Consider the following 25,270-nt stretch of genomic DNA (forward strand, 5'->3'; position numbering starts at 1 on the left):
ATATATTTATGGATATGCTATACTGAGCAAAAAACTTTTGTAGTTAGTTTATAAAAGGTGACATTGGCTTCGACAGGTGAAAGAAGCTTTTATGAAGCTGTATACAAAAGAGAAATTTGAAAGAGAGAACACAGTATGTATGAGATCATGAGTGCAGATGAAGCTATTCGCCTGATCAGGGACGGGGACTGTATCTGCGTGAATTCATTTGTAGGAATCGAAAACCCGACGGAACTTCATGAGGCATTGTATCGAAGATACCAGAAAATGCAGTCGCCGACGCATCTGACAATCGTATCCAGCGCTGGTTTCGGCGTTTGGGATGACGAACACAATGCGGAAGGATATATCCGTGAAGGTGCGGTGGACAAGCTGATCTGTGGCCATTTTGGAGCGATGATGAGTACCAAGAAACTGGTACTGGAAGATAGATTTGAGGCATATAACCTGCCGCTTGGATGCATTTCTCATGCAATCCGTGCACAGGCGGGGGGACTTCCGGGAGCTTTATCGAAGGTTGGACTGGATATTTTTGTTGATCCACGAAGAGAAGGACCTGGAATTAATCGTATTTCGATTGATGATTCGCTGGTCAAGCATGTGGAAGTAGACGGAGATGAATTTCTTTATTATAAATTGCCAAAGATCACGATAGCCATGATCAAGGGAACGGCTGCAGACAGAAAAGGAAATATTACATTTGATGATATGTTTATGTCTGGCGATGCACTGTCCATCTGTCAGGCTGTTAAGGCAAATCGTGGAAAAGTCATTGTGCAGGTGGATCGTCTTGTAGATACACCGTCTCGTCCGCGTAATGCCATTATTCCGGGATGTCTGGTCGATGCAATCGTTGTGGCAGAACCGCAAGAGCGTAACGAAGCGTATATGGCACTTACCGGAAGCTTCGAGATCCCATATAAAGAATGGCATACCTGGAATGAGAAAATCAATGATCTTTCTCAGAAACAGCGAAAAAACAATATTCCGGCAAACATCATCGGAAAAAGAGCAGCAAAGGAACTACGAGTGGACGATATCGTAAATATCGGAATTGGAATACCGGAGACAGTTGCCAGATTTGCCAGAAAAAGTGGAATGCTGGATATGATCACACTTACAGTAGAGTCCGGCGGAATAGGAGGTTTTCCTGTTTCGGGTGAGGCATTTGGAGCTATGATCGGTGCGGCCTCGGTTTATGATATGGCAAACCAGTTTGACCTGTATGACAATGGTGGACTGGATGTCTGTTTTATGGGTGCACTGGAAGTTGACAAATATGGAAATATCAATGCACACAGAGGCACAGGAGCATTTGCGGGTATTGGCGGTTTTGCCAATATCACCGCCAAAACTCCGACAGTTGTTTTCTGTATGACATTCAACGCCAAAGGACTTGAAGTCACCCAGGAGAAAGGCGTCGTGACGATTCACAAAGAAGGCGAGATATCCAAATTCGTAGAGAAAGTCTCCAGCGTCAGTTTCTCAGCAAAACGTGCGATTGAAAACGGTCAGAAAGTTCTATATGTGACAGAACGTTGTGTTTTCCGCCTTACTCCGAAAGGTCTGAAATTAATCGAAGTGTATCCGGGTGTGGATATGAAGAAAGATATTATAGACAGGCTGCCATTTGAGGTAGAAGTCTGAGATAATGAAACAGTGAAGAACAAATGTTTGATTTGCGGCGATTTTTATTCTTGAATCAGATAAATATATGAAAATAGCGGGAGGTAAAGTAAATGACGAAACTTGAAAATTTTGTAAGAATGATGACAGGACATTTTGATAATAAGGATCAATTTGATAAGATGCAGGAAGAGGGAAAAACATATCCATATGCTGAACATATAAATACAATCTGTAATGACAAAATAAATAGTCTTCCTGAAGATTTCAAAGACATATTTGTTGTTGAAGAGAGTTACTATGAAATTAATGGGAAACGTCATGCATCCCCGCATCTTTTCCTTATCACGGAAATAGAACAGGGAATTTTACTTTCTTCTTATGAAATTCCAAAAGGAGAAGATAAAAATACATTTTCATATGATTCTATGAAGAAGGTTGATTACGCTAAACTAAAAAAATCTGAAAAATTTACTCCGGCACTTTATCATGAAAAGGACGGAATCTGGGAGGGAGGCAGTACAAGCCAGTTTTCTCCGGTAATGACCTTTAAACTTTGGGAAAAGTTTTCCGATGATTTCCTGGAAGTATCTGAAAGCATGGAAGTTAATGGGAAGAGAACTTTTGGATATGATGAACCAATAATTTATAAGCGTGTATAATCAAATAGCGGTATATTGATATGACTTTCAGTTTGTTTGGCTCATAGCAATTTAGACGAACTTTTTTGATATAAAACCAGGAGGTGTTTTTGTGCAGAATTCACAACAAATCTTCAAGCTTCATTCCGAATACAAACCAACCGGTGACCAGCCCCAGGCAATCGAAAAACTGGTCAAAGGCTTTAAAGAAGGCAACCAGTTCGAGACTTTGCTGGGTGTCACAGGTTCCGGTAAGACCTTCACCATGGCGAACGTCATCGCCCAGTTAAACAAGCCAACTTTGGTACTTGCGCACAATAAAACACTGGCAGCACAGCTCTACGGTGAGATGAAGGAATTCTTCCCTGAGAACGCAGTGGAATACTTTGTTTCCTATTATGATTATTACCAGCCGGAGGCATACGTTCCATCTACGGATACTTATATAGCAAAAGATGCTTCCACGAACGATGAAATCGATAAACTCCGTCTTTCTGCAACAGCGGCTCTCTGTGAACGGAAAGATGTTATTGTGGTTTCCTCTGTATCCTGTATCTATGGTCTGGGTGCACCGGAAGAATTCTTTGATATGATGATCTCACTTCGTCCGGGAATGGAGAAAGACAGGGATGAGGTAATCAAAGAACTGATCGATATTCAGTATAACCGTAATGAAATGGATTTCCATCGTGGTACGTTCCGGGTACGTGGAGATGTGCTGGAAATCTTCCCGGCCAACTATTCTGACCGGGCAATTCGTGTGGAATTCTTTGGAGATGAGATTGATCGAATTACAGAAGTAGATGTGTTGACCGGTGAGATTCACAATGAACTGAAACATGCGGCGATTTTTCCGGCATCTCATTACGTTGTTCCACAGAGCCAAATCCAGAAGGCTGCAGACGCAATCCTTGAAGAAATGAAAGAACAGGTTTCTTATTTTAAAAGTGAAGATAAGTTGATCGAAGCACAGCGAATTGCCGAGAGAACCAATTTTGATGTAGAAATGATGAAAGAGACGGGATTCTGCTCTGGAATTGAGAACTACTCCAGACATCTGACAGGACTTGCTCCGGGGCAGCCGCCATATACTCTGATGGACTACTTTAAAGATGACTTCCTTCTTATTATAGATGAGTCTCATAAGACTGTATCACAGGTTGGAGGAATGTATGCAGGTGACCAGAGCCGTAAGCAGACACTGGTAGATTATGGCTTCCGCCTGCCGTCAGCGAAGGATAACCGGCCATTGAGCTTTGCGGAATTTGAAAATAAACTCGATCAGGTTATGTTTGTTTCGGCGACACCAGGACAGTATGAAGCAGAACATGAACTTCTTCGTGCAGAACAGATTATTCGTCCGACTGGGCTTCTGGATCCGAAAGTAGAAGTTCGTCCGGTGGAAGGACAGATTGATGATCTGATCAGTGAAGTAAATAAAGAAGTCGATAAAGGTCACAAGATTTTGATCACAACTTTGACAAAACGAATGGCAGAAGATCTGACCGATTACATGAAAGATGTCGGCATCCGTGTTCGTTATCTGCATTCGGATATTGATACTTTGGAACGTGCAGAAATCATTCGTGACATGCGTCTGGATGTCTTTGATGTGCTGGTTGGTATCAATCTTTTGCGAGAAGGATTGGATATTCCGGAGATTACATTGGTTGCAATTCTTGATGCGGATAAAGAAGGATTCCTGCGTTCAGAAGTTTCTCTGATCCAGACGATTGGACGTGCGGCCCGTAACAGTGAGGGGCATGTTATCATGTATGCAGATGTCATGACAGATTCCATGCGAAAAGCCATTCAGGAGACAGAGCGAAGAAGAACGATTCAGGAGGCTTACAATAAAGAACATGGAATCACGCCGACTACGATCAAGAAAGCAGTTCGTGATCTGATCACGGTTTCCAAGGCAGTCGCCGAGACGGAAGACAAGCTTAAGAAAGATCCGGAGTCCATGACAAGAAAAGAACTGACGAAGCTGATAGGTCAGGTGGAGAAACAGATGCGTGCAGCAGCAGCAGATCTCAACTTTGAGCAGGCGGCAGAGTTGCGTGACAAGATGATCGAATTGAAGAAAAGCCTCGATGAAATGGATGAATAGAAAAAGTTTATAAGCTCAAAGAGAAATTCCCCCTGTCTGTAAAAAGTTTTACTTTACTCTTGTACAGTAATGGAGAGAGTGCTAAAATGGAACAAGCACTAAACGAAAGAGGTAATCGATATGCAGTTTTCCAAAAGATTAGACAGATTTGGAGAAGAAATCTTTGCAGCCCTGAATAACAGACGTATGGAACTGGAAGCACAGGGCATGAAAATTTATAATATGAGTGTGGGAACTCCGGATTTTAAGACACCGGAACACATTAAGAAGGCACTTGCTGCTGCGGCAATGGATGACAATAACTGGAAGTACAGTCTTCGTGATCTGCCAGAACTTCTGGAAGCAGTATGTACTTATTATAAGAAACGTTTTGATGTGAATCTGACACCGGATATGGTTATGACTGTTTACGGCAGTCAGGAAGGTATGGGACATCTTGGAATGGCACTTTGCGATGAGGGAGATGTTGTTCTTCTTCCAGATCCATGTTATCCGGTATTTGCAGCAGGCAGTCTGATGGCAGGCGCAGTGCCATACTATTATCCGCTGGTGGCAGAACACGACTTTCTTCCATATGTAAAGGATATTCCGGAAGAAGTTGCAAAGAAAGCAAAATACATGGTAGTTTCTCTGCCCTCCAATCCGGTAGGAAGCATTGCAACACCGGGATTATATGAAGAAATCATTGCCTTTGCGAAGAAATATGATATTTTGATCATTCATGACAACGCATACAGTGATATCATCTTTGACGGAGCACATGGCGGAAGTTTCCTTGCAACAGAAGGAGCGAAAGAAATCGGCGTGGAATTTTTCAGCCTTTCGAAATCCTTCAATGTGACAGGAGCAAGAATCAGTTTTCTGGTTGGGCGTCCAGATGTGATCGCGGCACTTCGCAAGCTGAGAAGCCAGATCGATTTTGGAATGTTTCTGCCAATTCAGAAGGCAGCGATCGCAGCATTGAATGGCCCATTGGAAAGTGTGCAGGAGCAGTGCAGAATGTATCAGGAAAGAAGAGATGCACTCTGTAATGGCCTTCGTGAAATCGGATGGGACCTTCCGAATGGTAAGGGAACGATGTTCGTATGGGCAAGAATCCCGGGAGGACGTACAGACAGTATGGCATTTTGCATGGAACTGATGGAAAAAGCCGGTGTTATTGTGACTCCTGGTGCAAGTTTTGGACCGCATGGTGAAGGATATGTACGTTTCGCTCTCGTCCTGCCACCGGAAAAAATCCGCGAAGTTGTAGAAGCTATCCGTAAAAGCGGAATCTGAGAAAGTAAACGAAGCATATTAAAAAATGCATTCATAATAAATTAAGAACAGAAATTCACATAATCACAGTACTTTTGACACAAAGTAACAGAGTGGAAAGGTAGATTTTCCCGATTTGTGTCCGTACTGTGATTTTTTTCGATTTTTTTAAAAAATATAAATTAGATGTTGACAAACAATTACGACAGTGCTATCTTAACAATATAGATGTTAGCACTCTTCATTAATGAGTGCTAACAGACTAATAGGAAAGGAGCTGAGAACATGGATGAACAATTGACGGATCGTAAGAAAAGAATTCTGAAAGCGATCATCAAGACATACATGGAAACGGGCGAACCGGTAGGATCCAGGACAATATCCAAGGATGCAGACCTGAATGTCAGCTCAGCAACGATCCGAAATGAAATGTCTGACCTGACAGACATGGGCTACATCGTTCAGCCACATACATCGGCAGGAAGAATCCCTTCTGATAAAGGCTATCGGCTTTATGTGGATGAATTGATGAGAGAAAAGGAAGATGAAATTGCAGAAATCCGTAATCTGATGATTGAGAAGACCGATAAAATGGAAAAAGTGCTTAAGAATGTAGCACGTGTCCTGGCTTCCAATACCAATTACGCGACGATGGTTTCAGTTCCTCAGTACAGCGGCAATAAATTGAAATTTATTCAGCTGTCCCGTGTCAATGAGTTGCAGTTAGTAGCTGTGGTTGTCTGCGAAGGAAATGTCATCCGTAATCAAATCATTGATCTGGATGAAGAAATGGATGATGAGACACTTCTGAAGCTGAACCTTCTTCTTAATACCAATCTGAATGGCCTGCCGATACAGGACATTAATCTGGGCATGATTGCCAGACTGAAAGAACAGGCAGGAATCCACAGTGGACTGGTAGCAAGAGTGTTGGATGCAGTTGCAGCAACCATTCATGTCGATGAAGACGATCTGGAAATCTATACGTCTGGTGCAACGAACTTCTTTAAATATCCGGAACTGTCGGATAAGACCAAAGCCACTGAGCTGATTTCTACTTTTGAAGAAAAACAGCAGTTGGTTGATTTGGTCAAGGAGCGGATGGCAGATGACAATACCGGTGTTCAGGTGTATATCGGAGATGAACTTCCGATTTCTACCATGAAAGATTGCAGTGTTGTTACTGCAACTTATGAACTGGGAGAGGGCATGCATGGAACAATCGGTATCGTAGGACCGAAACGAATGGATTATGAAAATGTAGTAAATAGTCTGAAGACTCTCAAGGTCGAACTCGATGAGGTATTCAAAAAAAATAAAAGTAATCAAGACAGTTAGCTGTCAGACTGGAAAGGCGGTAGAAAGAACGTGTCAGAAACAAATAAAAAAGAAGCTGGCGTACAGGAAGAAACAGAGAAAGACCTTCCGGAAACAGAACCTGTTACAGAACCAGTAGAAGAATCGCCGGAGGCAACCGCAGGAACGGAAACCACAGAGGAAACCGAGAGTGCAGCTGAAGACGATAAGGAATCTGATAAAGAAACCAAAGGAAAAAATTCTTTCTTTGGCAAAAAGAAAAAAGACAATAAGCTGGAACAGCAGATTGAAGATCTGACTGACAGGCTGAAGCGTAACATGGCTGAGTTTGATAACTTCCGTAAACGTACGGAAAAAGAAAAATCCAGCATGTATGTGATCGGAGCAAAGGATATCATCGAGAAGATCCTTCCGGTTGTAGATAACTTTGAAAGAGGCCTTGCACAGGCTCCGGAAGATGATCCATTTGCAGAGGGAATGCAGAAGATCTACAAACAGTTTACCACTACAATGGAAGGCATGGGAGTAGAACCGATCGAAGCTGTTGGAAAAGAATTTAATCCGGATTTCCACAATGCAGTGATGCATGTGGAGGATGAATCTGTTGGAGAAAATATTGTTGTGGAGGAGCTTCAGAAAGGATACACCTACAAGGGATTTGTAGTCCGCCACAGCATGGTAAAAGTTGCAAACTGATCGTGCTCAAGGAAAAAGGAAGCGGCTGCGAAGCAGACATTTACTTTTTCTGGCACGATCCTGACAGAATCATAAGTGCATAGCACGAAAGATGCGTAGAGCATCTTGATTCTGGAAGGACAAACTAGAATATATAATAATCTTAGAATATATACAGGAGGAATATTATCATGGGAAAAATCATTGGTATTGACTTAGGTACAACAAACAGTTGTGTAGCTGTAATGGAAGGTGGACAGCCAACCGTTATCGCAAATACAGAAGGAGCAAGAACTACACCGTCTGTAGTTGCTTTCACAAAAACAGGAGAACGTCTGGTAGGTGAGCCTGCAAAACGTCAGGCAGTAACAAATGCAGAGAGAACAATCTCTTCCATCAAGAGAGAGATGGGTACCGATTATCGTGTAACAATCGATGACAAGAAATACTCTCCGCAGGAAATTTCCGCGATGATCCTTCAGAAACTGAAAAAAGATGCAGAAGGATATCTTGGAGAAAGCGTAACAGAAGCTGTTATCACAGTTCCGGCTTACTTCAATGATGCTCAGCGTCAGGCAACAAAGGATGCCGGTAAGATTGCAGGTCTTGATGTAAAACGTATCATCAACGAGCCTACAGCAGCAGCTCTTGCATATGGACTTGACAACGAAAAAGAACAGAAAATCATGGTTTACGACTTAGGTGGTGGTACATTCGATGTATCTGTTATCGAGATCGGTGATGGTGTTATCGAAGTTCTTTCCACAGCTGGTAACAACCGTCTTGGCGGTGATGACTTTGACCAGAAAGTTACAGACTGGATGATCGAAGAATTCAAGAAAGCAGAAGGCGTAGACTTAAGCGCAGATAAGATGGCTCTTCAGAGACTGAAAGAAGCAGCTGAAAAAGCTAAAAAAGAACTTTCTTCTGCAACAACAACAAACATCAACCTTCCGTTCATTACTGCAACAGCAGAAGGACCGAAGCATTTTGATATGAACCTTACAAGAGCTAAATTTGATGAACTGACACATGATCTGGTAGAAAAGACAGCAGAACCGGTTCGCCGTGCACTGTCAGATGCAGGTATCACAGCTTCTGAGCTTGGCCAGGTACTTTTGGTAGGTGGATCTACACGTATCCCGGCAGTACAGGACAAAGTAAAACAGCTCACAGGTAAAGAACCAAGCAAATCTCTGAACCCGGATGAATGTGTTGCACTTGGTGCTTCCGTACAGGGTGGAAAACTTGCTGGTGATGCAGGTGCCGGTGACATTCTTCTTCTGGATGTTACTCCACTGTCACTGTCTATCGAGACAATGGGTGGTATCGCAACTCGTCTGATCGAGAGAAATACTACAATCCCGACAAAGAAGAGCCAGATCTTTTCTACAGCAGCAGACAACCAGACAGCAGTAGATATCAACGTTGTACAGGGTGAGCGTCAGTTCGCGAAGGACAACAAATCCCTTGGCCAGTTCCGTCTGGATGGAATCCCGCCAGCACGTCGTGGTGTTCCGCAGATCGAAGTTACATTTGATATCGATGCCAACGGTATCGTAAATGTTTCTGCCAAAGACCTTGGAACAGGTAAAGAACAGCACATCACAATCACAGCTGGTTCCAATATGTCTGATTCTGAAATCGACAAAGCAGTTAAAGAAGCTGCTGAGTTCGAAGCTCAGGATAAGAAACGTAAAGAGGGAATCGACACAAGAAACAATGCAGACTCTATGGTATTCCAGGTTGAGAATGCACTGAAAGAAGCTGGCGATAAGATTGATGCAAACGATAAAGCTGCAGTTGAAACAGATCTGAATGCACTGAAAGATCTCCTTGCTCAGACAGCAAATGCAGAAATGACAGATGCACAGATCGCTGATATCAAAGCTGCTCAGGAAAAGATGATGGAAAGTGCTCAGAAACTTTTCGCAAAAATGTATGAGCAGACACAGCAGGCAGGCGGTCAGGCTGGACCGAATCCGGGAGCTGGTGCTGGTGCAGGTGCTGCACAGGGCGGCAACGAAGCTGGATACGGTGATGATGTCGTAGACGCTGATTACAAGGAAGTATAATAAAGTAAAAAATAAGATGTAAAACCTTAGATGCCATTCATGCTTGCATGAGTGGCATTGGGGGATTATAATAATATTTTGTGTGGCATATAGCTGCATAAGAACAATAACGCAAATCTAACATATAGGAAAGAGAAAAGATGGCTGATAAAAGAGATTACTATGAGGTCCTGGGTGTCAGCAAGACTGCCAGTGATTCAGAATTAAAAAGCGCATATCGAAAATTAGCCAAGAAGTATCATCCAGATGTTAATCCGGGAGACAAAGAAGCAGAAGCTAAGTTCAAAGAAGCAACAGAGGCATACAGTGTCTTAAGTGATGCAGAAAAGAGACGCCAGTACGATCAGTTTGGTCATGCAGCGTTTGAACAGGGCGGCGGTGGTGCCGGCGGCTTTGGTGGATTTGATTTCAACGGTGCAGACATGGGAGATATCTTCGGGGATATTTTCGGAGATCTGTTTGGCGGCGGTGGAAGACGTCGTGCCAATAATGGACCGATGAAGGGTGCAAATTTACGCGCCCGTGTGAATATTACATTTGAAGAGGCAGTGTTTGGATGTGACAAGGAACTGGAGATCGTTCTGAAGGATGAATGTACGACCTGTCATGGAACTGGTGCAAAGCCGGGAACACAGCCGACTACCTGTCCGAAATGTAACGGAGAAGGTCAGATCGTCTATACACAGCAGTCTATGTTTGGCATGGTTCGAAATGTACAGACTTGTCCGGAATGTAATGGAACCGGTAAGATTATCAAAGAAAAATGTACTTCCTGCCGTGGAACAGGATATACTTCTTCCAGAAAGAAGATTCAGGTTTCTATTCCGGCCGGTATTGACAATGGACAGAGTATCCGTATCCGTGATAAAGGAGAACCTGGAACCAATGGTGGTCCGAGAGGTGATTTGCTCGTAGAAGTGAATGTAGCCCGTCATCCAATCTTCCAGAGACAGGATATGAATATCTTCTCCACAGCCCCGCTTACTTATGCGCAGGCAGCGCTGGGTGGAGAAATCCATATCAATACAGTTGATGGCGATGTGGCATACGAAGTGAAGCCGGGAACACAGACAGATACACGTATCCGTCTGAAGGGCAAAGGTGTACCGTCCCTGAGAAATAAGAATATTCGCGGTGATCACTATGTGACTTTGGTGGTACAGGTACCGACCAAGCTGAATGAAGAGGCAAAAGAAGCTCTTCGTAAGTTTGATGAGGCATGTGGAAATAGACCGGCCACTGAGCCAAAAGACGGATCTGAGAAATCAGAAAAGAAGAAAAAGAGTTTCATGGACAAAATCAAAGAGACTTTTGAGGATTAATTCTATAAAATAGAAGAAACTTTTCGGGAAAAGAGGGAAAACCCCTCTTTTCTTTTTTTGGGTTATCATGTATATTAGATAGCAGGGTTAAAAATACAGAAGCTGTTCGTGCTTGCACGATAAGGCAATTGCAATTGTTGTATAAGTTAAGACAGGAGATTATAATATATGAAATGGAATCGTTTTACGATTAAAACCAAAACAGATGCCGAAGACATGATTATCTGTACATTGGCAGAAATAGGTGTCGAAGGTGCAGAGATTCAGGATCACCAGCCTTTGACAGAGGAAGATAAGGCACAGATGTTTGTAGATATCATGCCGGAAGGTCCAGAAGATGATGGAGTTGCATATTTGAATTTTTATCTGGAGGAAGATGCGGATAAGGATGTGATTTTACGTGACGTCAGAAATGCCCTGGAAGAATTGCGTACATTTATGGATATTGGTGAGGGTACGATTGAAGAGTCTCAGACAGAGGATAAGGACTGGATCAACAACTGGAAAGAATTTTTCCATCAGTTCTATGTGGATGATATCCTGATCGTTCCGTCATGGGAAGAAATCAAAGAAGAAGATAAGGACAAGATGATTCTTCATATTGATCCGGGTACTGCATTTGGAACAGGAATGCATGAAACTACACAGCTTGTGATCCGTCAGTTAAAAAAATATGTTAAACCAGGTATCGAACTTCTTGATGTAGGAACAGGAAGTGGTATCCTCGGAATCACAGCGTTGAAGCTTGGTGCAGGTCACGTTGTAGGAACAGACCTTGATCCATGCGCGGTTCCGGCAGTTCAGGATAACAAAGAAGCAAACCAGATCGTGGATGATACTTTTGATATGATGATCGGAAATATCATTGATGACAAAGAGGTACAGGATCAGGTTGGCTATGAGAAATACGATATTGTTGCAGCTAATATTCTGGCAGATGTACTGGTGCCTCTGACACCAGTGATCGTTCACCAGATGAAGAAGGGTGCATATTACATTACATCAGGTATACTTGATGTCAAAGAGGAAGTAGTCAAAGAAGCAGTACAGAAAGCCGGACTTACCTTGGTAGAAGTTACCAGACAGGGTGAGTGGGTATGCGTAACTGCAAGAAAGGACTGATCTCATGCAGAGATTTTTTGTAGAGCCACATCAGATCGATGAAGCGGCACATCAGATTCATATTATTGGAACGGATGTCAACCATATTTCCAATGTTCTTCGTATGAAACAGGGAGAGGAAGTCTGGATCAGTGATGGTGGACAAAAAGAATACCGCTGTGCGATAGAGGCATTCAGTGCAGATGAAGTGCTTCTTCACATTATTTATGCACAGGAACCAGATTATGAACTGCCGAGCAGAATCTACCTCTTTCAGGGACTGCCAAAAGCAGATAAGATGGAATTGATCATACAGAAGGCAGTTGAGCTTGGTGCGTATGAAATCATTCCAGTAGAGACGAAACGCTGTGTTGTGAAGCTGGATGGCAAAAAGGCTGCGAAGAAAGTAGAGCGTTGGCAGCAGATTGCAGAGAGTGCGGCAAAACAGTCCAAGCGTATGCTGATTCCAAATGTGCACCAGGTACTTTCTTTTAAAGAAGCACTAAAGTATGCGGAATCTATGGATATTCGTCTGATTCCGTATGAGCTTGCCAAAGGCATGCAGGAAACAAAAGAAATCCTTGCAGCAATTGAACAGGGACAGTCTATTGGGATTTTTATCGGCCCAGAAGGCGGTTTTGAGGAAAAAGAAGTAGAAGCTGCAATCAGCGAAGGGGCAAAACCAATCACACTGGGTAAACGTATTCTTCGCACAGAAACAGCAGGGCTTGCAATTTTGTCAGTTCTGATGTTTCAGCTTGAAAATTAGTAAAACAGGAAACGATTAAGATAAAAGAGGCAGTATATGGAAGTATATTTTGACAATTCTGCAACGACCAGATGCTATGATTCTGTAAAGGATATCGTGGTAAAAACGATGACAGAGGATTTTGGAAATCCGTCTGCCATGCATCTCAAGGGTGTAGAAGCAGAGAAGTATGTAAAAGAAGCGACAAAGACCATTGCAGGAATTCTGAAAGTGCAGGAAAAAGAAATTCTGTTTACCTCAGGTGGTACAGAATCAGACAACCTTGCGCTGATCGGTGGTGCACTTGCAAATAAGCGTAACGGAAACCACATCATTATCACATCCGTAGAGCATGCTGCAGTCAGCCAGCCGGCATTATATCTGCAGGAACAGGGATTTGAAATCACATATCTTCCGGTAGATGCGCAGGGCAGGGTAAAAATGAGTGCGCTGGAAGCTGTTTTAAGACCAGATACGATCATGGTATCTACCATGCTTGTAAATAATGAAGTCGGAGCTGTGATGCCAGTCGAAGAGATTGCGAAGATGGTACATGAGAAGAGTCCAAAGGCACTGTATCATGTCGATGCAATTCAGGGATTTGGTAAATACCACATTTATCCGAAACGTATGGGAATCGATCTTCTTGCAGTCAGCGGACACAAGATTCACGGTCCGAAGGGTGTCGGTTTTCTGTATATCAACGAAAAAGTGAAGATCATTCCACAGATTCTTGGTGGCGGACAGCAGAGTGGCATGCGTTCCGGAACAGACAATGTACCGGGAATCGCCGGGCTTGGTGTGGCAGCAGGACAGATTTACCGAAATCTGGATGAGAATGTGGAACACATGTATCAGTTAAAGGAGCATATTGCGAAAGGCCTTTCTGAAATCGAAGATATCCGTATCAACGGAATGCCACTTCGTGAAGGTGCACCGCAGATCTTGAGTATCAGTGTTATGGGAGTACGGAGTGAGGTATTGCTGCATTCTCTCGAGGACAAGGGTATATACATTTCGGCAGGAAGTGCATGCTCCAGTCATAAGAGAAAACCAAGCGCTACATTAAGTGCTATGGGAATGTCAAAAGACCAGATTGAAAGTACAGTACGACTGAGCTTCTGTGAAGAAAATACGATCGAGGAAGCGGATTATTTCCTGGATACCATGAAGACTCTGGTTCCGATGCTCAGACGTTATTCAAGAAAATAAACAGGAGGAAATACCAGATATGATATTTCATGCATTTTTGATAAAATATGCAGAAATCGCCATTAAAGGAAAAAACAGATATCTGTTTGAAGATGCACTTGTCAAACAGATGAAACTGGCTCTGGAGCCGGTAGAAGGCGAATTTACAGTAACTAAGGAGCAGGGGCGTGTATATGTTTTCTGCCCGGAAAAATATGATTTTGATGAAGCAGTAGAGGCACTGCAGCGTGTATTTGGAATTGTGGGAATCAGTCCGGTTGTGATCTATGAAGACCAGGGATTTGATCAGATGGCAAAAGATGTTGTTTCCTATATGGAAGCAAGATATCCTGGATACAATGGTTCTTTCAAGGTTTACACACGAAGAGCCAAGAAATCTTATCCGATCACATCGATGGAAGTAAGTGCGGCAATCGGAGAAAAGATTTTGGATGCTTTCCCAGATGCATCCGTAGATGTGCATAATCCGGAAATGACACTTTCAGTAGAGATTCGAGATAAGATTTATGTATATTCAGAGACACTTCCGGGACCAGGTGGTATGCCGATTGGAACAAATGGTAAGGCAATGCTTCTTCTTTCCGGTGGAATTGATAGTCCGGTTGCTGGTTATATGATCGCCAAACGTGGAGTCAAGATAGAGGCTGTTTATTTCCATGCTCCGCCGTATACAAGCGAACGTGCAAAACAGAAAGTCGTAGATCTTGCAAAACTTGTGGCACGTTACAGTGGTCCGATCCGTCTTCATGTAGTTAACTTTACAGATATTCAACTGTATATCTATGATCAGTGCCCGCATGAAGAACTGACGATCATCATGCGCCGCTATATGATGCGTATTGCAGAGCATTTTGCACGCAAGGATAAATGCCTTGGCCTGATTACGGGGGAGAGTATTGGACAGGTGGCCAGCCAGACTTTACAGAGTCTTGCAGCAACAGATGAAGTATGTGGACTTCCGGTATATCGTCCGGTTATCGGATTTGATAAAGAAGAAATCGTACAGATTTCCAGAAAGATCAATACATTTGAGACTTCCATCCAGCCATTTGAAGACTGCTGTACTATTTTTGTGGCAAAACATCCGGTTACAAAACCAAATCTGAAAGTGATTCACAGATCTGAAGAAAAATTAAACGAAAAGATCGATCAGCTGATGGAAGAGGCACTGGCAAGTACAGAAGTAATTGAGATTCAGTAAACAGAAACGAAATAGGCAGAAATAAAAACAGCTTCTCATGCGTTTAGCAAAGAAGCTGTTTTATAACTGTATCATATTTGGTATTTCAAAAGAAAATCGGTGCAGATCACTCAATTACATATGGCTGAACGATTGCCATGATCGAATCAAGAGTGCTTCCTTCTGCATGAATATTCAGGTTGATCGGTTTGGATAAATCCAGGCTGAAGATACCCATGATGGATTTTGCATCGATTACATATCTTCCGGATACTAAATCAAAGTCACAGTCAAATTTACTGATCTCGTTTACAAATGCTTTCACTTTATCGATAGAATTCAGCGAGATTTTTAATGTTTTCATTTTGAGAACCTCCCTATTTAGTGTTATTATGCCATTTATCTTACCCGTACCCCCTCGAAAAGTCAAGGGAAAAAGAGATGAAATTTTGGTTAATCTTTTGCCTGTATGTACAAAAAAACAATTAAAATAAGAAACAAAATGAAACTATCAGAAAATATAAGAGGTAAAATATGAAAAAAAAGGTTGCCCTTCATAATCTGGGCTGTAAAGTAAATGCATACGAAGTAGAAGCGATGCAGCAGCTTCTGGAAAATGCAGGATATGAAACTGTTCCTTTTGAAGAAGGTGCAGATGTTTATGTGATCAATACCTGTACGGTCACCAACATTGCAGACCGTAAATCCAGACAGATGCTTCATAAAGCAAAAAAAATGAATCCGGATGCGATCGTGGTGGCTACAGGTTGTTATGCACAGGCTGACACAGAGAAACTGAAAGAAGATACTGCTGTGGATCTGATCCTTGGAAACAATCAGAAAACACAGATTGTGGAAGCTTTGGAAGAATATGAAAAAGAGCATGCAAAACAGGTGCAGGTGATTGAAATTAACCATACAAAAGAGTATGAAGAACTTTCCATATCATCTACCGCAGAACATGTCCGCGCATACATTAAAGTACAGGATGGCTGTAACCAGTTCTGTACTTACTGTATCATTCCGTTTGCGAGAGGACGTGTCCGCAGCAGAAAAATCGAAGAAGTGCTGAGTGAAGTGGAAACACTTGCTGCAAAAGGTTACAAGGAAGTTGTACTTACCGGAATCCATTTAAGTTCCTATGGAGTGGATTTCCCGAAAGAAGAAAGAGAAAGTCTTCTTTCACTGATTCAGGCAGTAAGCAGAGTGGAAGGAATCAGCAGGATTCGTCTTGGCTCATTGGAGCCAAGAATTATCACAGAAGAATTTCTGGAAGGTATTGTGAAAACAGGAAAAGTGTGTCCGCATTTTCATTTATCCCTGCAGAGCGGATGCAATAAAACTTTGAAAAATATGAATCGCCGTTACAGTGCACAGGAGTATGCGGAAAAATGTGAACTGATCCGCAAGTTTTATCCGGCACCTGCACTTACAACAGATGTGATTGTGGGATTTCCACAGGAAACAGAAGAGGATTTTGAAGAATCTTATGAATTCGTAAAGAAGATTCATTTTTATGAGACGCATATTTTTAAATATTCCAGAAGACATGGAACAAAAGCGGCATCCATGGATGGTCAGCTGACTGAAGCGGCAAAGGCGCAGCGCAGCGACCGGATGCTTGAACTGCATGAGATTCGTGCCAGAGAATATGAAGAGGCGATGATCGGAAAAAAAATGGAACTTCTCCTGGAGGAAGAGATTGAGATTGATGGCAGACCATGGTATGTTGGCCACAGCAGAGAATATGTGCGTGCAGTCGTCAGCAAAACGGATGCACATAGGGTAAATGACCTTGTTACAGTAAAAGCAGTTGCTTTTGTCAGAGATCACATTTTGGAAACAAAAGAAGTGTAAGCTTATATATTATTTGATCTATGAGAAAAAAATGTTCTGAAAATGTGTTCTTGTATTTTATATGGAATTATATTAAAATAAAAGGGAAATCTTATTAAGGACGTGAGTAAAATGGCAGAAAACAATTTAGGAAATACACAGTATTTCAGAACAAAACCGGATGCAGATCTTGAAGTAAAAGAGGTTCTGGACCTGGTCTACAATGCAATGGATGAAAAAGGATATAATCCGGTGAACCAGATCGTCGGCTATATTATGTCCGGAGATCCTACCTATATTACCAGTCATAAGGGTGCGAGAAGCATGATCATGAAAGTTGAGAGAGATGAGCTGGTAGAAGAACTTCTTAATGAATACATTAAGAATAAATCCTGGGAACGATAAGTGATGCGGATCCTGGGATTAGATTATGGTTCAAAGACCGTAGGTGTGGCAGTCAGTGACCCGTTGGGAGTGACTGCTCAGAGATTAGAGACAATCTGGCGAAAACAGGAAAATAAACTTCGCCGGACGCTTGCCCAAGTAGAAGAACTCGTGAAAGAGTACGAAATAGAAAAGATCGTTCTTGGATATCCTAAGAATATGAACAATACTGTCGGTGAGCGTGCAGAGAAAGCTCTGGAATTCGGGGAGATGCTTAAGAAGCGTACAGGCCTTGAAGTGATCATGTGGGACGAACGGCTGACAACAGTTTCGGCGGATCGGACCCTGATGGAGGCTGGTGTGCGCAGAGAAAATCGTAAAGAGTATCTCGACGGAATTGCAGCAGTATTTATTTTACAGGGATATCTGGATTCCCTTAAAATGTAACATAAAGGTGATAGTATGGAAAAAATCAGATTTCAGCTGGCCGATGGGACAGTAGAAGAGTTTTTTATTGAGGAACAGACAAGAATCGGAGGAGTATCGTATCTTCTTGTATCGGATTCTATGGAAGATGAAGCGTCTGCCTATATTTTGAAGGATGTATCGAAGGATACAGATCCGGAGGCCTGCTATGAAATGCTCGAAGATGAGGACGAACTGCAGGCTGTTTATAAAGTTTTTGAACAAATGCTTGAAGACGTGGATTTTGAAATGTAAGAAACATACTATAAGAAACAGGCGTCACTAGGAACGTAAGAATCAGTGACAGGCAGACTAAGAAGGAATGTGAGCGCATTCCTGCATTAGTGTGCCAAAATGTTTGATTCCAGAGGACACATGACAGGTGTTTTCTGCATTGCACAGAATATGGAGGTGCTTGATTGAGCGAAAATATAAATGAAAATGTGAGCGTAAATAAAGAAAGAGAAAATCACAGAGAATATAATAAAACCAGAAAATATAACAGCCGAAATCGTAAACCAGGTGATAATAATACAAAGAAACCGATGGGAAAACAGAAAAATTTCCGTTATAAACAGCAGAAAACGAATAGCAGACATTATGAGAAACATTCTGACAGACAGGAAATAGCTGCTGCAGGAGAAGTAGCAGCAGTACAGCAGCCAAAGGCAGTAACGAAGCCGTTTTCCAGAAACAATAAAACACAACAGCCAAGAGGGAATGCGCGTCGTGGCCGTAAGGGTACTTCAAAACTGAAGATCATTCCGTTAGGTGGACTGGAACAGATTGGAATGAACATTACTGCTTTTGAGTATGAAGATAGTATTGTAGTTGTTGACTGTGGTCTTGCTTTCCCGGAAGATGATATGCTTGGTATCGATCTGGTCATCCCGGATGTTACTTATCTGAAAGAAAATATTTCCAAAGTAAAAGGCTTTGTGATCACACATGGACATGAGGATCATATCGGTGCGCTTCCTTATATCCTGAAAGAGGTTAATGTTCCGGTCTATTCGACAAAACTTACACTTGGACTGATCACAAATAAACTGAAGGAACACAACCTTGTACGTTCCACAAAACTAAAAGAAGTAAAACATGGACAGGTTATCAACCTTGGTGATTTTTCCATTGAATTTATCAAAACAAATCATAGTATCCAGGATGCTTCTGCACTCGCAATTTATTCACCTGCAGGAATTGTTGTCCATACAGGTGACTTTAAGGTGGATTATACACCGGTATTTGGTGATGCGATCGATCTGCAGCGTTTTGCCGAGATCGGTAAGAAAGGTGTACTTGCACTGATGTGTGACAGTACGAATGCAGAACGTCCGGGATTTACCATGTCAGAGCGTACGGTAGGACATGTATTCGATAATCTTTTTAATGAACACAAAAATGCACGAATCATCATTGCGACATTTGCATCTAATGTAGACCGTGTACAGCAGATTATTAATACCGCATATAAATTTGGACGTAAAGTAGCTGTAGAAGGACGAAGCATGGTCAATATCATTTCCGTTGCTTCTGAACTCGGATATCTTCGTATTCCGGAAAATACTCTGATCGAAATTGACCAGGTAAAAAATTATCCGGATGAAAAAGTTGTTCTGATCACAACAGGAAGCCAGGGTGAATCCATGGCGGCTCTTTCCAGAATGGCTGCGAATATCCACAAGAAGATTACAATTAAACCGAATGATACTATCATTTTCAGTTCAAATCCGATTCCTGGAAATGAGAAAGCCGTTTCCAAGGTTATCAATGAGCTGTCCATGAAGGGTGCAAAGGTTATTTTCCAGGATGTTCACGTATCCGGACATGCCTGCCAGGAAGAAATCAAACTGATCTATTCTCTGGTAAGACCAAAATATGCGATTCCGGTTCATGGTGAATACAGACATCTGACTGCACAGAAACATGTCGTAGAAGATCTTGGTATTCCGAAAGAGAATATCTTTATCCTTGCTTCCGGTAATGTTCTGGAGCTGGATGCAAACAGTGCAGCAGTTACCGGCTCTGTTCATACAGGTGCGATCTTTGTAGATGGTCTGGGGGTTGGTGATGTCGGTAATATCGTACTTCGTGACCGTCAGCATCTGTCAGAGGATGGTATCATGATTGTTGTTATGACACTTGAACGCCACAGCAATGTGGTTCTTGCCGGACCGGATATTGTATCCAGAGGATTTGTCTATGTAAGAGAGTCCGAGGATCTGATGGAAGATGCAAAAGAAGTCGTAGAAAATGCGTTAGATTCCTGTCTGGAACGTAACATTACAGATTGGGGCAAGATCAAGAATACAGTAAAAGATGCACTCAGTGATTTCCTGTGGAAGCGAACAAAGAGAAGTCCGATGATCCTGCCGATCATTATGGAGGCATAAATAACATGGATGCTGTAAACAGAAACATTCATCTTCTTCTGAATTCTATCCAGAAGAGCGATGTGTACAGAACTTACAAGAAACAGGAGGCAATCCTGGAAAAAAATCCGGAACTGGTCTCGAGAGTGCAGCATTTCCGGTCAGATAACTTCCGGCTTCAGAATGAAGAAAGAGGAAATTTGCTTCAGGATGCGGAACAGCTGGCACGAGAATCAGCAGAACTTCGAAGAAATCCGGAGGTAAATGCTTATCTTGATGCGGAACTGGCACTTTGCAGGATGATGCAGCAGATTTGTAAGACATTGACAGATGGAATTGAGATCAAGGTGCCGGAAATCTGAGCAGTGCAGTTTGATGAGATATAATCAGTACACAGAAAGGAGCAGATATGGGAGATACCAAAGACCGGGTAGGTGCGGCTGGAGTGATCGTTGCAGGAGGATTTTTTAAAATAGCTTTGTATGTTTGTGTGGCTGTCCTCGTGATCTGGATCGGTAAGGTTACCTACCAGTTTGGGTATAACGTTTTTAACCAGCAGGCGATGAACCCGGGAGAAGGACAGGAAGTAACTGTTGTGATCAAAGAAGATGCAACAAGTTATGATATCGCAAAGACATTAAAGAGTAAAGGACTGATCGAGGATACGCTGGTGTTCTGGGTACAGGAAAAACTTTCAAATTACAGTGGGAAAATGAAACCAGGCACATATCTACTCAGTACTGCCTATACACCAAACAGGATCATGGGAATTCTTGCAGGTGATGCAGAGCAGGAAGGAGCAACTTCGTGATCGTAGAAGAGAGAATGCGTACGTTTATTAATTCCCTTGATGCAGGGAACACTCCATTTCTTGATGAACTGGAGTGTTCTGCGTTGTCTGAGGGAGTTCCGATCATTCGTAAGGAGATGCAGAGCTTTATAAAGACACTGCTGGCACTTAAGAAGCCGCAGCGTATTCTGGAAGTGGGGACAGCCGTTGGCTTCTCCACACTTCTTATGTGTGAGTACAGTCAGCCTGAAATGCATATCACAACGATTGAAAATTATGAAAAGAGAATTCCAAAGGCAAGGGAGAATTTCCGAAGAGCCGGCCGTGAGTCGCAGATTACCTTTTTGGAAGGAGACGCAGGGCAAATTCTGAAAGAACTTTCGGGATCATATGATCTGATTTTTATGGATGCGGCCAAGGGACAGTATATTCATTGGTTGCCGGATGTGGTGCGGCTGCTTGCCCCGGGCGGAGTCCTGATGTCAGATAACGTACTTCAGGAGGGCGAGCTGATTGAATCCCATTATCTTGTGGAACGAAGAAACCGTACGATTTACAAGCGTATGAGAGAGTATTTGTATGAACTGAAACACCATCCACAGCTTATGACAAGTATTATTCCGCTGGGAGACGGCGTGTCTTTGAGCGTTAAGGAGGAAGCATGAGAAATATAGAGTTACTGGTACCTGCAAGCAGTCTTGAAGTACTGAAAATAGCCGTTGTATTTGGTGCAGATGCGGTATATATAGGTGGAGAAGCATTTGGCCTCCGCGCAAAAGCCAAGAATTTTACACATGAAGATATGGCAGAGGGAATTGCGTTTGCACATGAACATGGAGTAAAGGTTTATGTGACAGTAAATATTCTGGCGCATAATGACGACCTTCCGGGAGTCAGAGAATATCTGCAGGAGCTGAAAGAACTGAAACCGGATGCACTGATCATTGCAGATCCGGGAATTTTTACCTATGCCCGTGAAATTTGTCCGGAAATAGAATGCCATATCAGTACACAGGCAAACAATACAAACTATGAGACATACCGTTTCTGGTATAAGCTCGGCGCGAAACGTGTCGTAACGGCAAGGGAACTTTCTTTGAAAGAAATCCGTGAGATCCGTGAACATATTCCGGATGATATGGAAATCGAGACTTTTGTTCATGGAGCAATGTGTATTTCTTATTCCGGAAGATGCCTGCTCAGCAATTATCTGGTTGGAAGAGATGCGAATCAGGGGGCATGCACACATCCGTGTCGTTGGAAATATTCTATTGTGGAAGAAAAACGTCCTGGTGAATATATGCCGGTATTTGAGAATGAGAGAGGAACTTATATCTTCAACTCCAAGGATCTCTGTATGGTAGAGCATATGGATGATATCCTGAACAGTGGTATCGACAGCCTGAAGATTGAAGGACGCATGAAGACTGCTCTTTATGTGGCAACTGTTGCAAGAACTTATCGCAAGGCAATTGATGATTATATGGAGGCTCCGGAAAAATATAAGGCAAATATGTCCTGGTATCAGGAACAGATTTCCAATTGTACGTACCGTCAGTTTACGACAGGATTCTTTTATGGCAAACCAGATGAACATACGCAGATTTATGACAACAATACGTATGTAAAAGAATATACTTATCTGGGATATGCAGAAGAAGTTGATGAAAATGGTTTCGCACATATTACGCAGAGAAATAAGTTTACTGTTGGTGAGATGATTGAGATCATGAAACCGGATGGCAGAAATATCACAGCAACCGTTCGTGCAATCTATGATGAAGATGGAAATTCTGTAGAAAGTGCACCGCATCCGCAGCAGAAACTTGCCGTAGACCTTGGAACAGAGATTGAAAAGTATGATCTCCTTCGAAGGGCCGAGGCATAAAATACAGACGAATCTGTAAAACAGAACTTAGAATAAAAAGAGAGCAGATATCCTCATGAGAAGTGATATCTGCTCTTTTTTATTTAATGAAAAATTTAGCGACTGCGCACAGGGGCATTCATAACAAGCTGAGCGTTGGCATTCCACTGACTACCATTTACAGGGGCTGCCATAACCTGAATTTTAGTTACTTTACTGCGATATTTCCATTTCGCAAGAGACGTTTTTAAACGGACAGTTTGATCAGCAGGTACAATTCTGGCACATTCGAAGATATGTTTTCCACTGTAAAAGCGCAATTTGATCTGTACATATCCATTCTGTGCACCACTTACGCGGAGCGTTGTGCAGAAATTTGGATATGATTTAAAGGAAAGACTGCGTTTCATTTTTTGTGAGAATCCCCATAAACTGTTTTTGTTTCGTCGGATATCATGAAGAGCAGTAAAGGTATTTCCTGTTTTATGTGAAGTTGTAACAGCACCATAAGGAGACCAGCTCTGATATATGGAAGCACCGCGGCGATATGCATTTACCTGTTCAAGTGCTCCGATGGTACAGTTTGATTTGTTATAGAGTTTGGAACTGTATGAAGGGATCAGCGATTTCCAGTTGCTGACACCGATCGTGGATGGAATAAATGCGGTTTCGGAAGCAGAACGACTGCTGTCCATATATTTAAAGACACTCCAGGATCTTTTCTTTGTGTTGGCAGATTCAAAATCAGCAGATCTGGCGTCGGTTGTCCATAATCCAAGATTCAGTCCCTGTTTGATCTCTTCTTTGTGGTCGATCTGACGATGAATGATCAGTGAGTCGATCATATTATCTGATTCAGCAAGAAGGTAACTGTAGGCAACCGCAGCTGCCTGCAGATTTTCAACATTGTGTTTTCTCTGAACAGAAGTATAACCGGTCTCGGACAGAATGATCCTTGTTTTTGAACCATATTTCTGACGTATATAGCTGGTCAGCAGGCGGATATTTCCCATATTGATCACAGGCGTTGTAAGTGATTTGGTGAGCTGCCCGTTTGTATTCGCCCAGAAACGAGGCTCTGTCAGTGGAGAACTGTATGGGTGATATGCAAGGTTCCATTGCAGATTTCCACCGGCACGTATTTTTGAAGCAAAAGAATCCAGCATTTTTCGTGAAGCAAAGGTTCCATTCACATAATTTGTATTCCACAGATGATCAAGTGAAATATAAACTCTTGCATTAGAATAAACACTGACCAGTGTATTATAGGCAAGACGAAACTGATCTGCATAAATCTGAGAATACTGTCTCAGTGTCTGGGAACCGGCGTAATTATAAGTGTTGTAATTATTGACTTCATTTCCGATGATCCAGTTGGAAATCTGTCCGTATTTTTTTGTGGAAGTACTGTAACGTCTGGCCAGAAAATTCAGTGTTGCCTGCAGCTGCTTTCTCGCAGAACGGTCTTTGGTATTCCAGGCATAAAAAGCATGTCCCTGCTGGCGTCCCTGTGGATAGATCAGGCTGGTCAGGTCACTGCGCCAACTCAGAAGCAGAACAGCAGAATTTACAGATGAAGTGGAATTCAGTGCAAGCAGCTGTCTGTCGTAATAAGAGACAGAATCTTTTACAAACCAGTAAGTTTGTCCCTGGTATTTCCAGGAGTAAGAGTACCTGGAATTTTGAAGTGCCGGTGGTGCGATCAGCTGACTGAAATCAATATTGATCACAGAATTTCGTACATTCAGTTCTTCCGCATCTTCCATCATGTCAGCATTGACCTGAAGTCCCTTTTTGGAGATGGACTTTGGAAAACGATATCGATATTTGGCCAGTGCACCGGGGTTGGAAATAAATCTGCGTGTGCTGATATAAGTATATTTCCCACTGGAATTCCGAGAAGCGACAGCAAAACCGGAATTCAGAAGGTTGACACCACCGGAGTTTAATTTACAGGTAAATGTCATTTTTTTTGATTTTTTACAGGATGCTACTGGCCTGGCCGACATGCCCGGAGTCAGTGCAAAAAGGTAACAGCGAGATCCGGATATTTTACGTGGATTTGCCGTGACAGCGGTTACGCGGACTTTGCTTTTTCCTGAAATCTTACAGCTACTGATCGTTACAGGCCGTGAGGCTGCAGAGACTGAAGCGGGTGCAAAACCTGTTCCGATCAAAACAGTACAGAGCAGAAGAATCATCAGTTGTTTCAATAGTTTGTGCATATATACAAAGCCTGATCGTTCAGTTGTATCTGTCATATGAATAGAAAACCTCCTTCCGACTGAA

General features: G+C 42.5%; 23 protein-coding genes. 21 read left to right on the forward strand and 2 right to left on the reverse strand.

Going from position 1 to position 25,270, the window contains the following annotated elements:
• The first annotated feature begins 135 nt into the window (after positions 1-135).
• The 12 genes from LI112_RS09770 (at position 136) to thiI (ending at position 15,288) form a co-directional block, all read left to right on the forward strand.
• On the forward strand, positions 136-1,647 hold the full coding sequence (locus tag LI112_RS09770) for a CoA-transferase (RefSeq protein ID WP_055056298.1): 1,512 nt from the start codon (positions 136-138) through the stop codon (positions 1,645-1,647).
• 92 nt (positions 1,648-1,739) lie between these two features.
• Positions 1,740-2,288 carry a hypothetical protein gene (locus LI112_RS09775; RefSeq protein ID WP_227190645.1) on the forward strand — a complete coding sequence of 183 codons (549 nt, stop codon included), beginning with the start codon at positions 1,740-1,742 and terminating at the stop codon, positions 2,286-2,288.
• 91 nt (positions 2,289-2,379) lie between these two features.
• On the forward strand, positions 2,380-4,380 hold the full coding sequence (uvrB, locus tag LI112_RS09780) for an excinuclease ABC subunit UvrB (protein ID WP_117592773.1): 2,001 nt from the start codon (positions 2,380-2,382) through the stop codon (positions 4,378-4,380).
• Between the two features lie 120 nt (positions 4,381-4,500).
• Positions 4,501-5,658, forward strand: coding sequence for a pyridoxal phosphate-dependent aminotransferase (locus tag LI112_RS09785; protein ID WP_005424755.1), 1,158 nt, complete (start codon positions 4,501-4,503; stop codon positions 5,656-5,658).
• A 264-nt stretch (positions 5,659-5,922) separates the two neighbouring features.
• Positions 5,923-6,975: a heat-inducible transcriptional repressor HrcA gene (hrcA, locus tag LI112_RS09790; protein WP_022388958.1), complete on the forward strand. Its 1,053-nt coding sequence runs from the start codon at positions 5,923-5,925 to the stop codon at positions 6,973-6,975.
• A gap of 30 nt (positions 6,976-7,005) precedes the next feature.
• A complete protein-coding gene (gene grpE, locus LI112_RS09795; protein ID WP_044925649.1) occupies positions 7,006-7,650 on the forward strand; it encodes a nucleotide exchange factor GrpE in 645 nt (214 codons plus the stop codon).
• 170 nt (positions 7,651-7,820) lie between these two features.
• Positions 7,821-9,704: a molecular chaperone DnaK gene (dnaK, locus tag LI112_RS09800; RefSeq protein WP_005424767.1), complete on the forward strand. Its 1,884-nt coding sequence runs from the start codon at positions 7,821-7,823 to the stop codon at positions 9,702-9,704.
• Positions 9,705-9,844: 140 nt separating this feature from the next.
• A complete protein-coding gene (gene dnaJ / locus LI112_RS09805) occupies positions 9,845-11,026 on the forward strand; it encodes a molecular chaperone DnaJ (RefSeq protein WP_005424768.1) in 1,182 nt (393 codons plus the stop codon).
• A 168-nt stretch (positions 11,027-11,194) separates the two neighbouring features.
• Positions 11,195-12,148, forward strand: a complete 954-nt coding sequence (gene prmA / locus LI112_RS09810; protein WP_022388344.1) for a 50S ribosomal protein L11 methyltransferase — start codon at positions 11,195-11,197, stop codon at positions 12,146-12,148.
• Positions 12,149-12,152: 4 nt separating this feature from the next.
• Positions 12,153-12,896, forward strand: coding sequence for a 16S rRNA (uracil(1498)-N(3))-methyltransferase (locus LI112_RS09815; RefSeq protein WP_005424774.1), 744 nt, complete (start codon positions 12,153-12,155; stop codon positions 12,894-12,896).
• Positions 12,897-12,932: 36 nt separating this feature from the next.
• A complete protein-coding gene (locus LI112_RS09820; RefSeq protein WP_005424776.1) occupies positions 12,933-14,087 on the forward strand; it encodes a cysteine desulfurase family protein in 1,155 nt (384 codons plus the stop codon).
• A gap of 19 nt (positions 14,088-14,106) precedes the next feature.
• On the forward strand, positions 14,107-15,288 hold the full coding sequence (gene thiI / locus LI112_RS09825; protein ID WP_022388345.1) for a tRNA uracil 4-sulfurtransferase ThiI: 1,182 nt from the start codon (positions 14,107-14,109) through the stop codon (positions 15,286-15,288).
• 106 nt (positions 15,289-15,394) lie between these two features.
• On the opposite strand, the gene LI112_RS09830 is transcribed toward thiI, so the two are convergent.
• Positions 15,395-15,631, reverse strand: coding sequence for an HPr family phosphocarrier protein (locus LI112_RS09830; protein WP_005424779.1), 237 nt, complete (start codon positions 15,629-15,631; stop codon positions 15,395-15,397).
• Between the two features lie 170 nt (positions 15,632-15,801).
• Between LI112_RS09830 and mtaB the strand changes: the two genes are divergently transcribed.
• The 9 genes from mtaB (at position 15,802) to LI112_RS09875 (ending at position 23,002) form a co-directional block, all read left to right on the forward strand.
• A complete protein-coding gene (gene mtaB / locus LI112_RS09835; protein ID WP_022388346.1) occupies positions 15,802-17,124 on the forward strand; it encodes a tRNA (N(6)-L-threonylcarbamoyladenosine(37)-C(2))-methylthiotransferase MtaB in 1,323 nt (440 codons plus the stop codon).
• A 111-nt stretch (positions 17,125-17,235) separates the two neighbouring features.
• Positions 17,236-17,508, forward strand: a complete 273-nt coding sequence (locus LI112_RS09840; protein WP_005424783.1) for an IreB family regulatory phosphoprotein — start codon at positions 17,236-17,238, stop codon at positions 17,506-17,508.
• A gap of 3 nt (positions 17,509-17,511) precedes the next feature.
• Positions 17,512-17,934 (forward strand): Holliday junction resolvase RuvX, encoded by a 423-nt coding sequence (gene ruvX / locus LI112_RS09845; RefSeq protein WP_022388347.1) that lies wholly within the window; start codon positions 17,512-17,514, stop codon positions 17,932-17,934.
• A gap of 15 nt (positions 17,935-17,949) precedes the next feature.
• Positions 17,950-18,207, forward strand: a complete 258-nt coding sequence (locus tag LI112_RS09850; RefSeq protein ID WP_005424787.1) for a DUF1292 domain-containing protein — start codon at positions 17,950-17,952, stop codon at positions 18,205-18,207.
• A 290-nt stretch (positions 18,208-18,497) separates the two neighbouring features.
• The gene (locus LI112_RS09855; protein WP_227190662.1) at positions 18,498-20,345 is read left to right on the forward strand and encodes a ribonuclease J; all 1,848 of its coding nucleotides are present in this window, start codon (positions 18,498-18,500) and stop codon (positions 20,343-20,345) included.
• 5 nt (positions 20,346-20,350) lie between these two features.
• Positions 20,351-20,686 (forward strand): YlbF family regulator, encoded by a 336-nt coding sequence (locus LI112_RS09860; RefSeq protein ID WP_022388349.1) that lies wholly within the window; start codon positions 20,351-20,353, stop codon positions 20,684-20,686.
• A 47-nt stretch (positions 20,687-20,733) separates the two neighbouring features.
• Positions 20,734-21,135, forward strand: a complete 402-nt coding sequence (locus tag LI112_RS09865) for an endolytic transglycosylase MltG (protein WP_022388350.1) — start codon at positions 20,734-20,736, stop codon at positions 21,133-21,135.
• The gene (locus tag LI112_RS09870; RefSeq protein WP_022388351.1) at positions 21,132-21,779 is read left to right on the forward strand and encodes an O-methyltransferase; all 648 of its coding nucleotides are present in this window, start codon (positions 21,132-21,134) and stop codon (positions 21,777-21,779) included. Before LI112_RS09865 ends, LI112_RS09870 begins: the two co-directional genes overlap by 4 nt.
• Positions 21,776-23,002, forward strand: coding sequence for a U32 family peptidase (locus tag LI112_RS09875; RefSeq protein WP_005424796.1), 1,227 nt, complete (start codon positions 21,776-21,778; stop codon positions 23,000-23,002). Before LI112_RS09870 ends, LI112_RS09875 begins: the two co-directional genes overlap by 4 nt.
• Before the next feature lie 95 nt (positions 23,003-23,097).
• Here LI112_RS09875 and LI112_RS09880 read toward each other — a convergent pair whose 3' ends face one another.
• The gene (locus LI112_RS09880) at positions 23,098-25,242 is read right to left on the reverse strand and encodes a DUF5722 domain-containing protein (protein ID WP_227190646.1); all 2,145 of its coding nucleotides are present in this window, start codon (positions 25,240-25,242) and stop codon (positions 23,098-23,100) included.
• Positions 25,243-25,270: the final 28 nt, after the last annotated feature.

It is taken from the genome of Blautia sp. 210820-DFI.6.14 (assembly GCF_020558815.1).
Classification (GTDB): Bacteria; Bacillota; Clostridia; order Lachnospirales; family Lachnospiraceae; genus Blautia_A; species Blautia_A obeum.

What these genes read in the sequence shown, in the direction of transcription:
- dnaJ (WP_005424768.1), top strand. Translation starts at nt 9,845, where the DNA reads ATGGCTGATAAAAGAGATTACTATGAGGTCCTGGGTGTCAGCAAGACT.
- hrcA (WP_022388958.1), top strand. Translation starts at nt 5,923, where the DNA reads ATGGATGAACAATTGACGGATCGTAAGAAAAGAATTCTGAAAGCGATC.
- LI112_RS09860 (WP_022388349.1), top strand. Translation starts at nt 20,351, where the DNA reads ATGGATGCTGTAAACAGAAACATTCATCTTCTTCTGAATTCTATCCAG.
- LI112_RS09785 (WP_005424755.1), top strand. Translation starts at nt 4,501, where the DNA reads ATGCAGTTTTCCAAAAGATTAGACAGATTTGGAGAAGAAATCTTTGCA.
- LI112_RS09820 (WP_005424776.1), top strand. Translation starts at nt 12,933, where the DNA reads ATGGAAGTATATTTTGACAATTCTGCAACGACCAGATGCTATGATTCT.
- LI112_RS09880 (WP_227190646.1), bottom strand. Translation starts at nt 25,242, where the DNA reads ATGACAGATACAACTGAACGATCAGGCTTTGTATATATGCACAAACTA.
- prmA (WP_022388344.1), top strand. Translation starts at nt 11,195, where the DNA reads ATGAAATGGAATCGTTTTACGATTAAAACCAAAACAGATGCCGAAGAC.
- LI112_RS09865 (WP_022388350.1), top strand. Translation starts at nt 20,734, where the DNA reads ATGGGAGATACCAAAGACCGGGTAGGTGCGGCTGGAGTGATCGTTGCA.
- LI112_RS09850 (WP_005424787.1), top strand. Translation starts at nt 17,950, where the DNA reads ATGGAAAAAATCAGATTTCAGCTGGCCGATGGGACAGTAGAAGAGTTT.
- LI112_RS09830 (WP_005424779.1), bottom strand. Translation starts at nt 15,631, where the DNA reads ATGAAAACATTAAAAATCTCGCTGAATTCTATCGATAAAGTGAAAGCA.
- thiI (WP_022388345.1), top strand. Translation starts at nt 14,107, where the DNA reads ATGATATTTCATGCATTTTTGATAAAATATGCAGAAATCGCCATTAAA.
- dnaK (WP_005424767.1), top strand. Translation starts at nt 7,821, where the DNA reads ATGGGAAAAATCATTGGTATTGACTTAGGTACAACAAACAGTTGTGTA.
- LI112_RS09775 (WP_227190645.1), top strand. Translation starts at nt 1,740, where the DNA reads ATGACGAAACTTGAAAATTTTGTAAGAATGATGACAGGACATTTTGAT.
- LI112_RS09875 (WP_005424796.1), top strand. Translation starts at nt 21,776, where the DNA reads ATGAGAAATATAGAGTTACTGGTACCTGCAAGCAGTCTTGAAGTACTG.
- LI112_RS09815 (WP_005424774.1), top strand. Translation starts at nt 12,153, where the DNA reads ATGCAGAGATTTTTTGTAGAGCCACATCAGATCGATGAAGCGGCACAT.
- LI112_RS09770 (WP_055056298.1), top strand. Translation starts at nt 136, where the DNA reads ATGTATGAGATCATGAGTGCAGATGAAGCTATTCGCCTGATCAGGGAC.
- LI112_RS09840 (WP_005424783.1), top strand. Translation starts at nt 17,236, where the DNA reads ATGGCAGAAAACAATTTAGGAAATACACAGTATTTCAGAACAAAACCG.
- ruvX (WP_022388347.1), top strand. Translation starts at nt 17,512, where the DNA reads ATGCGGATCCTGGGATTAGATTATGGTTCAAAGACCGTAGGTGTGGCA.
- LI112_RS09855 (WP_227190662.1), top strand. Translation starts at nt 18,498, where the DNA reads ATGGGAAAACAGAAAAATTTCCGTTATAAACAGCAGAAAACGAATAGC.
- mtaB (WP_022388346.1), top strand. Translation starts at nt 15,802, where the DNA reads ATGAAAAAAAAGGTTGCCCTTCATAATCTGGGCTGTAAAGTAAATGCA.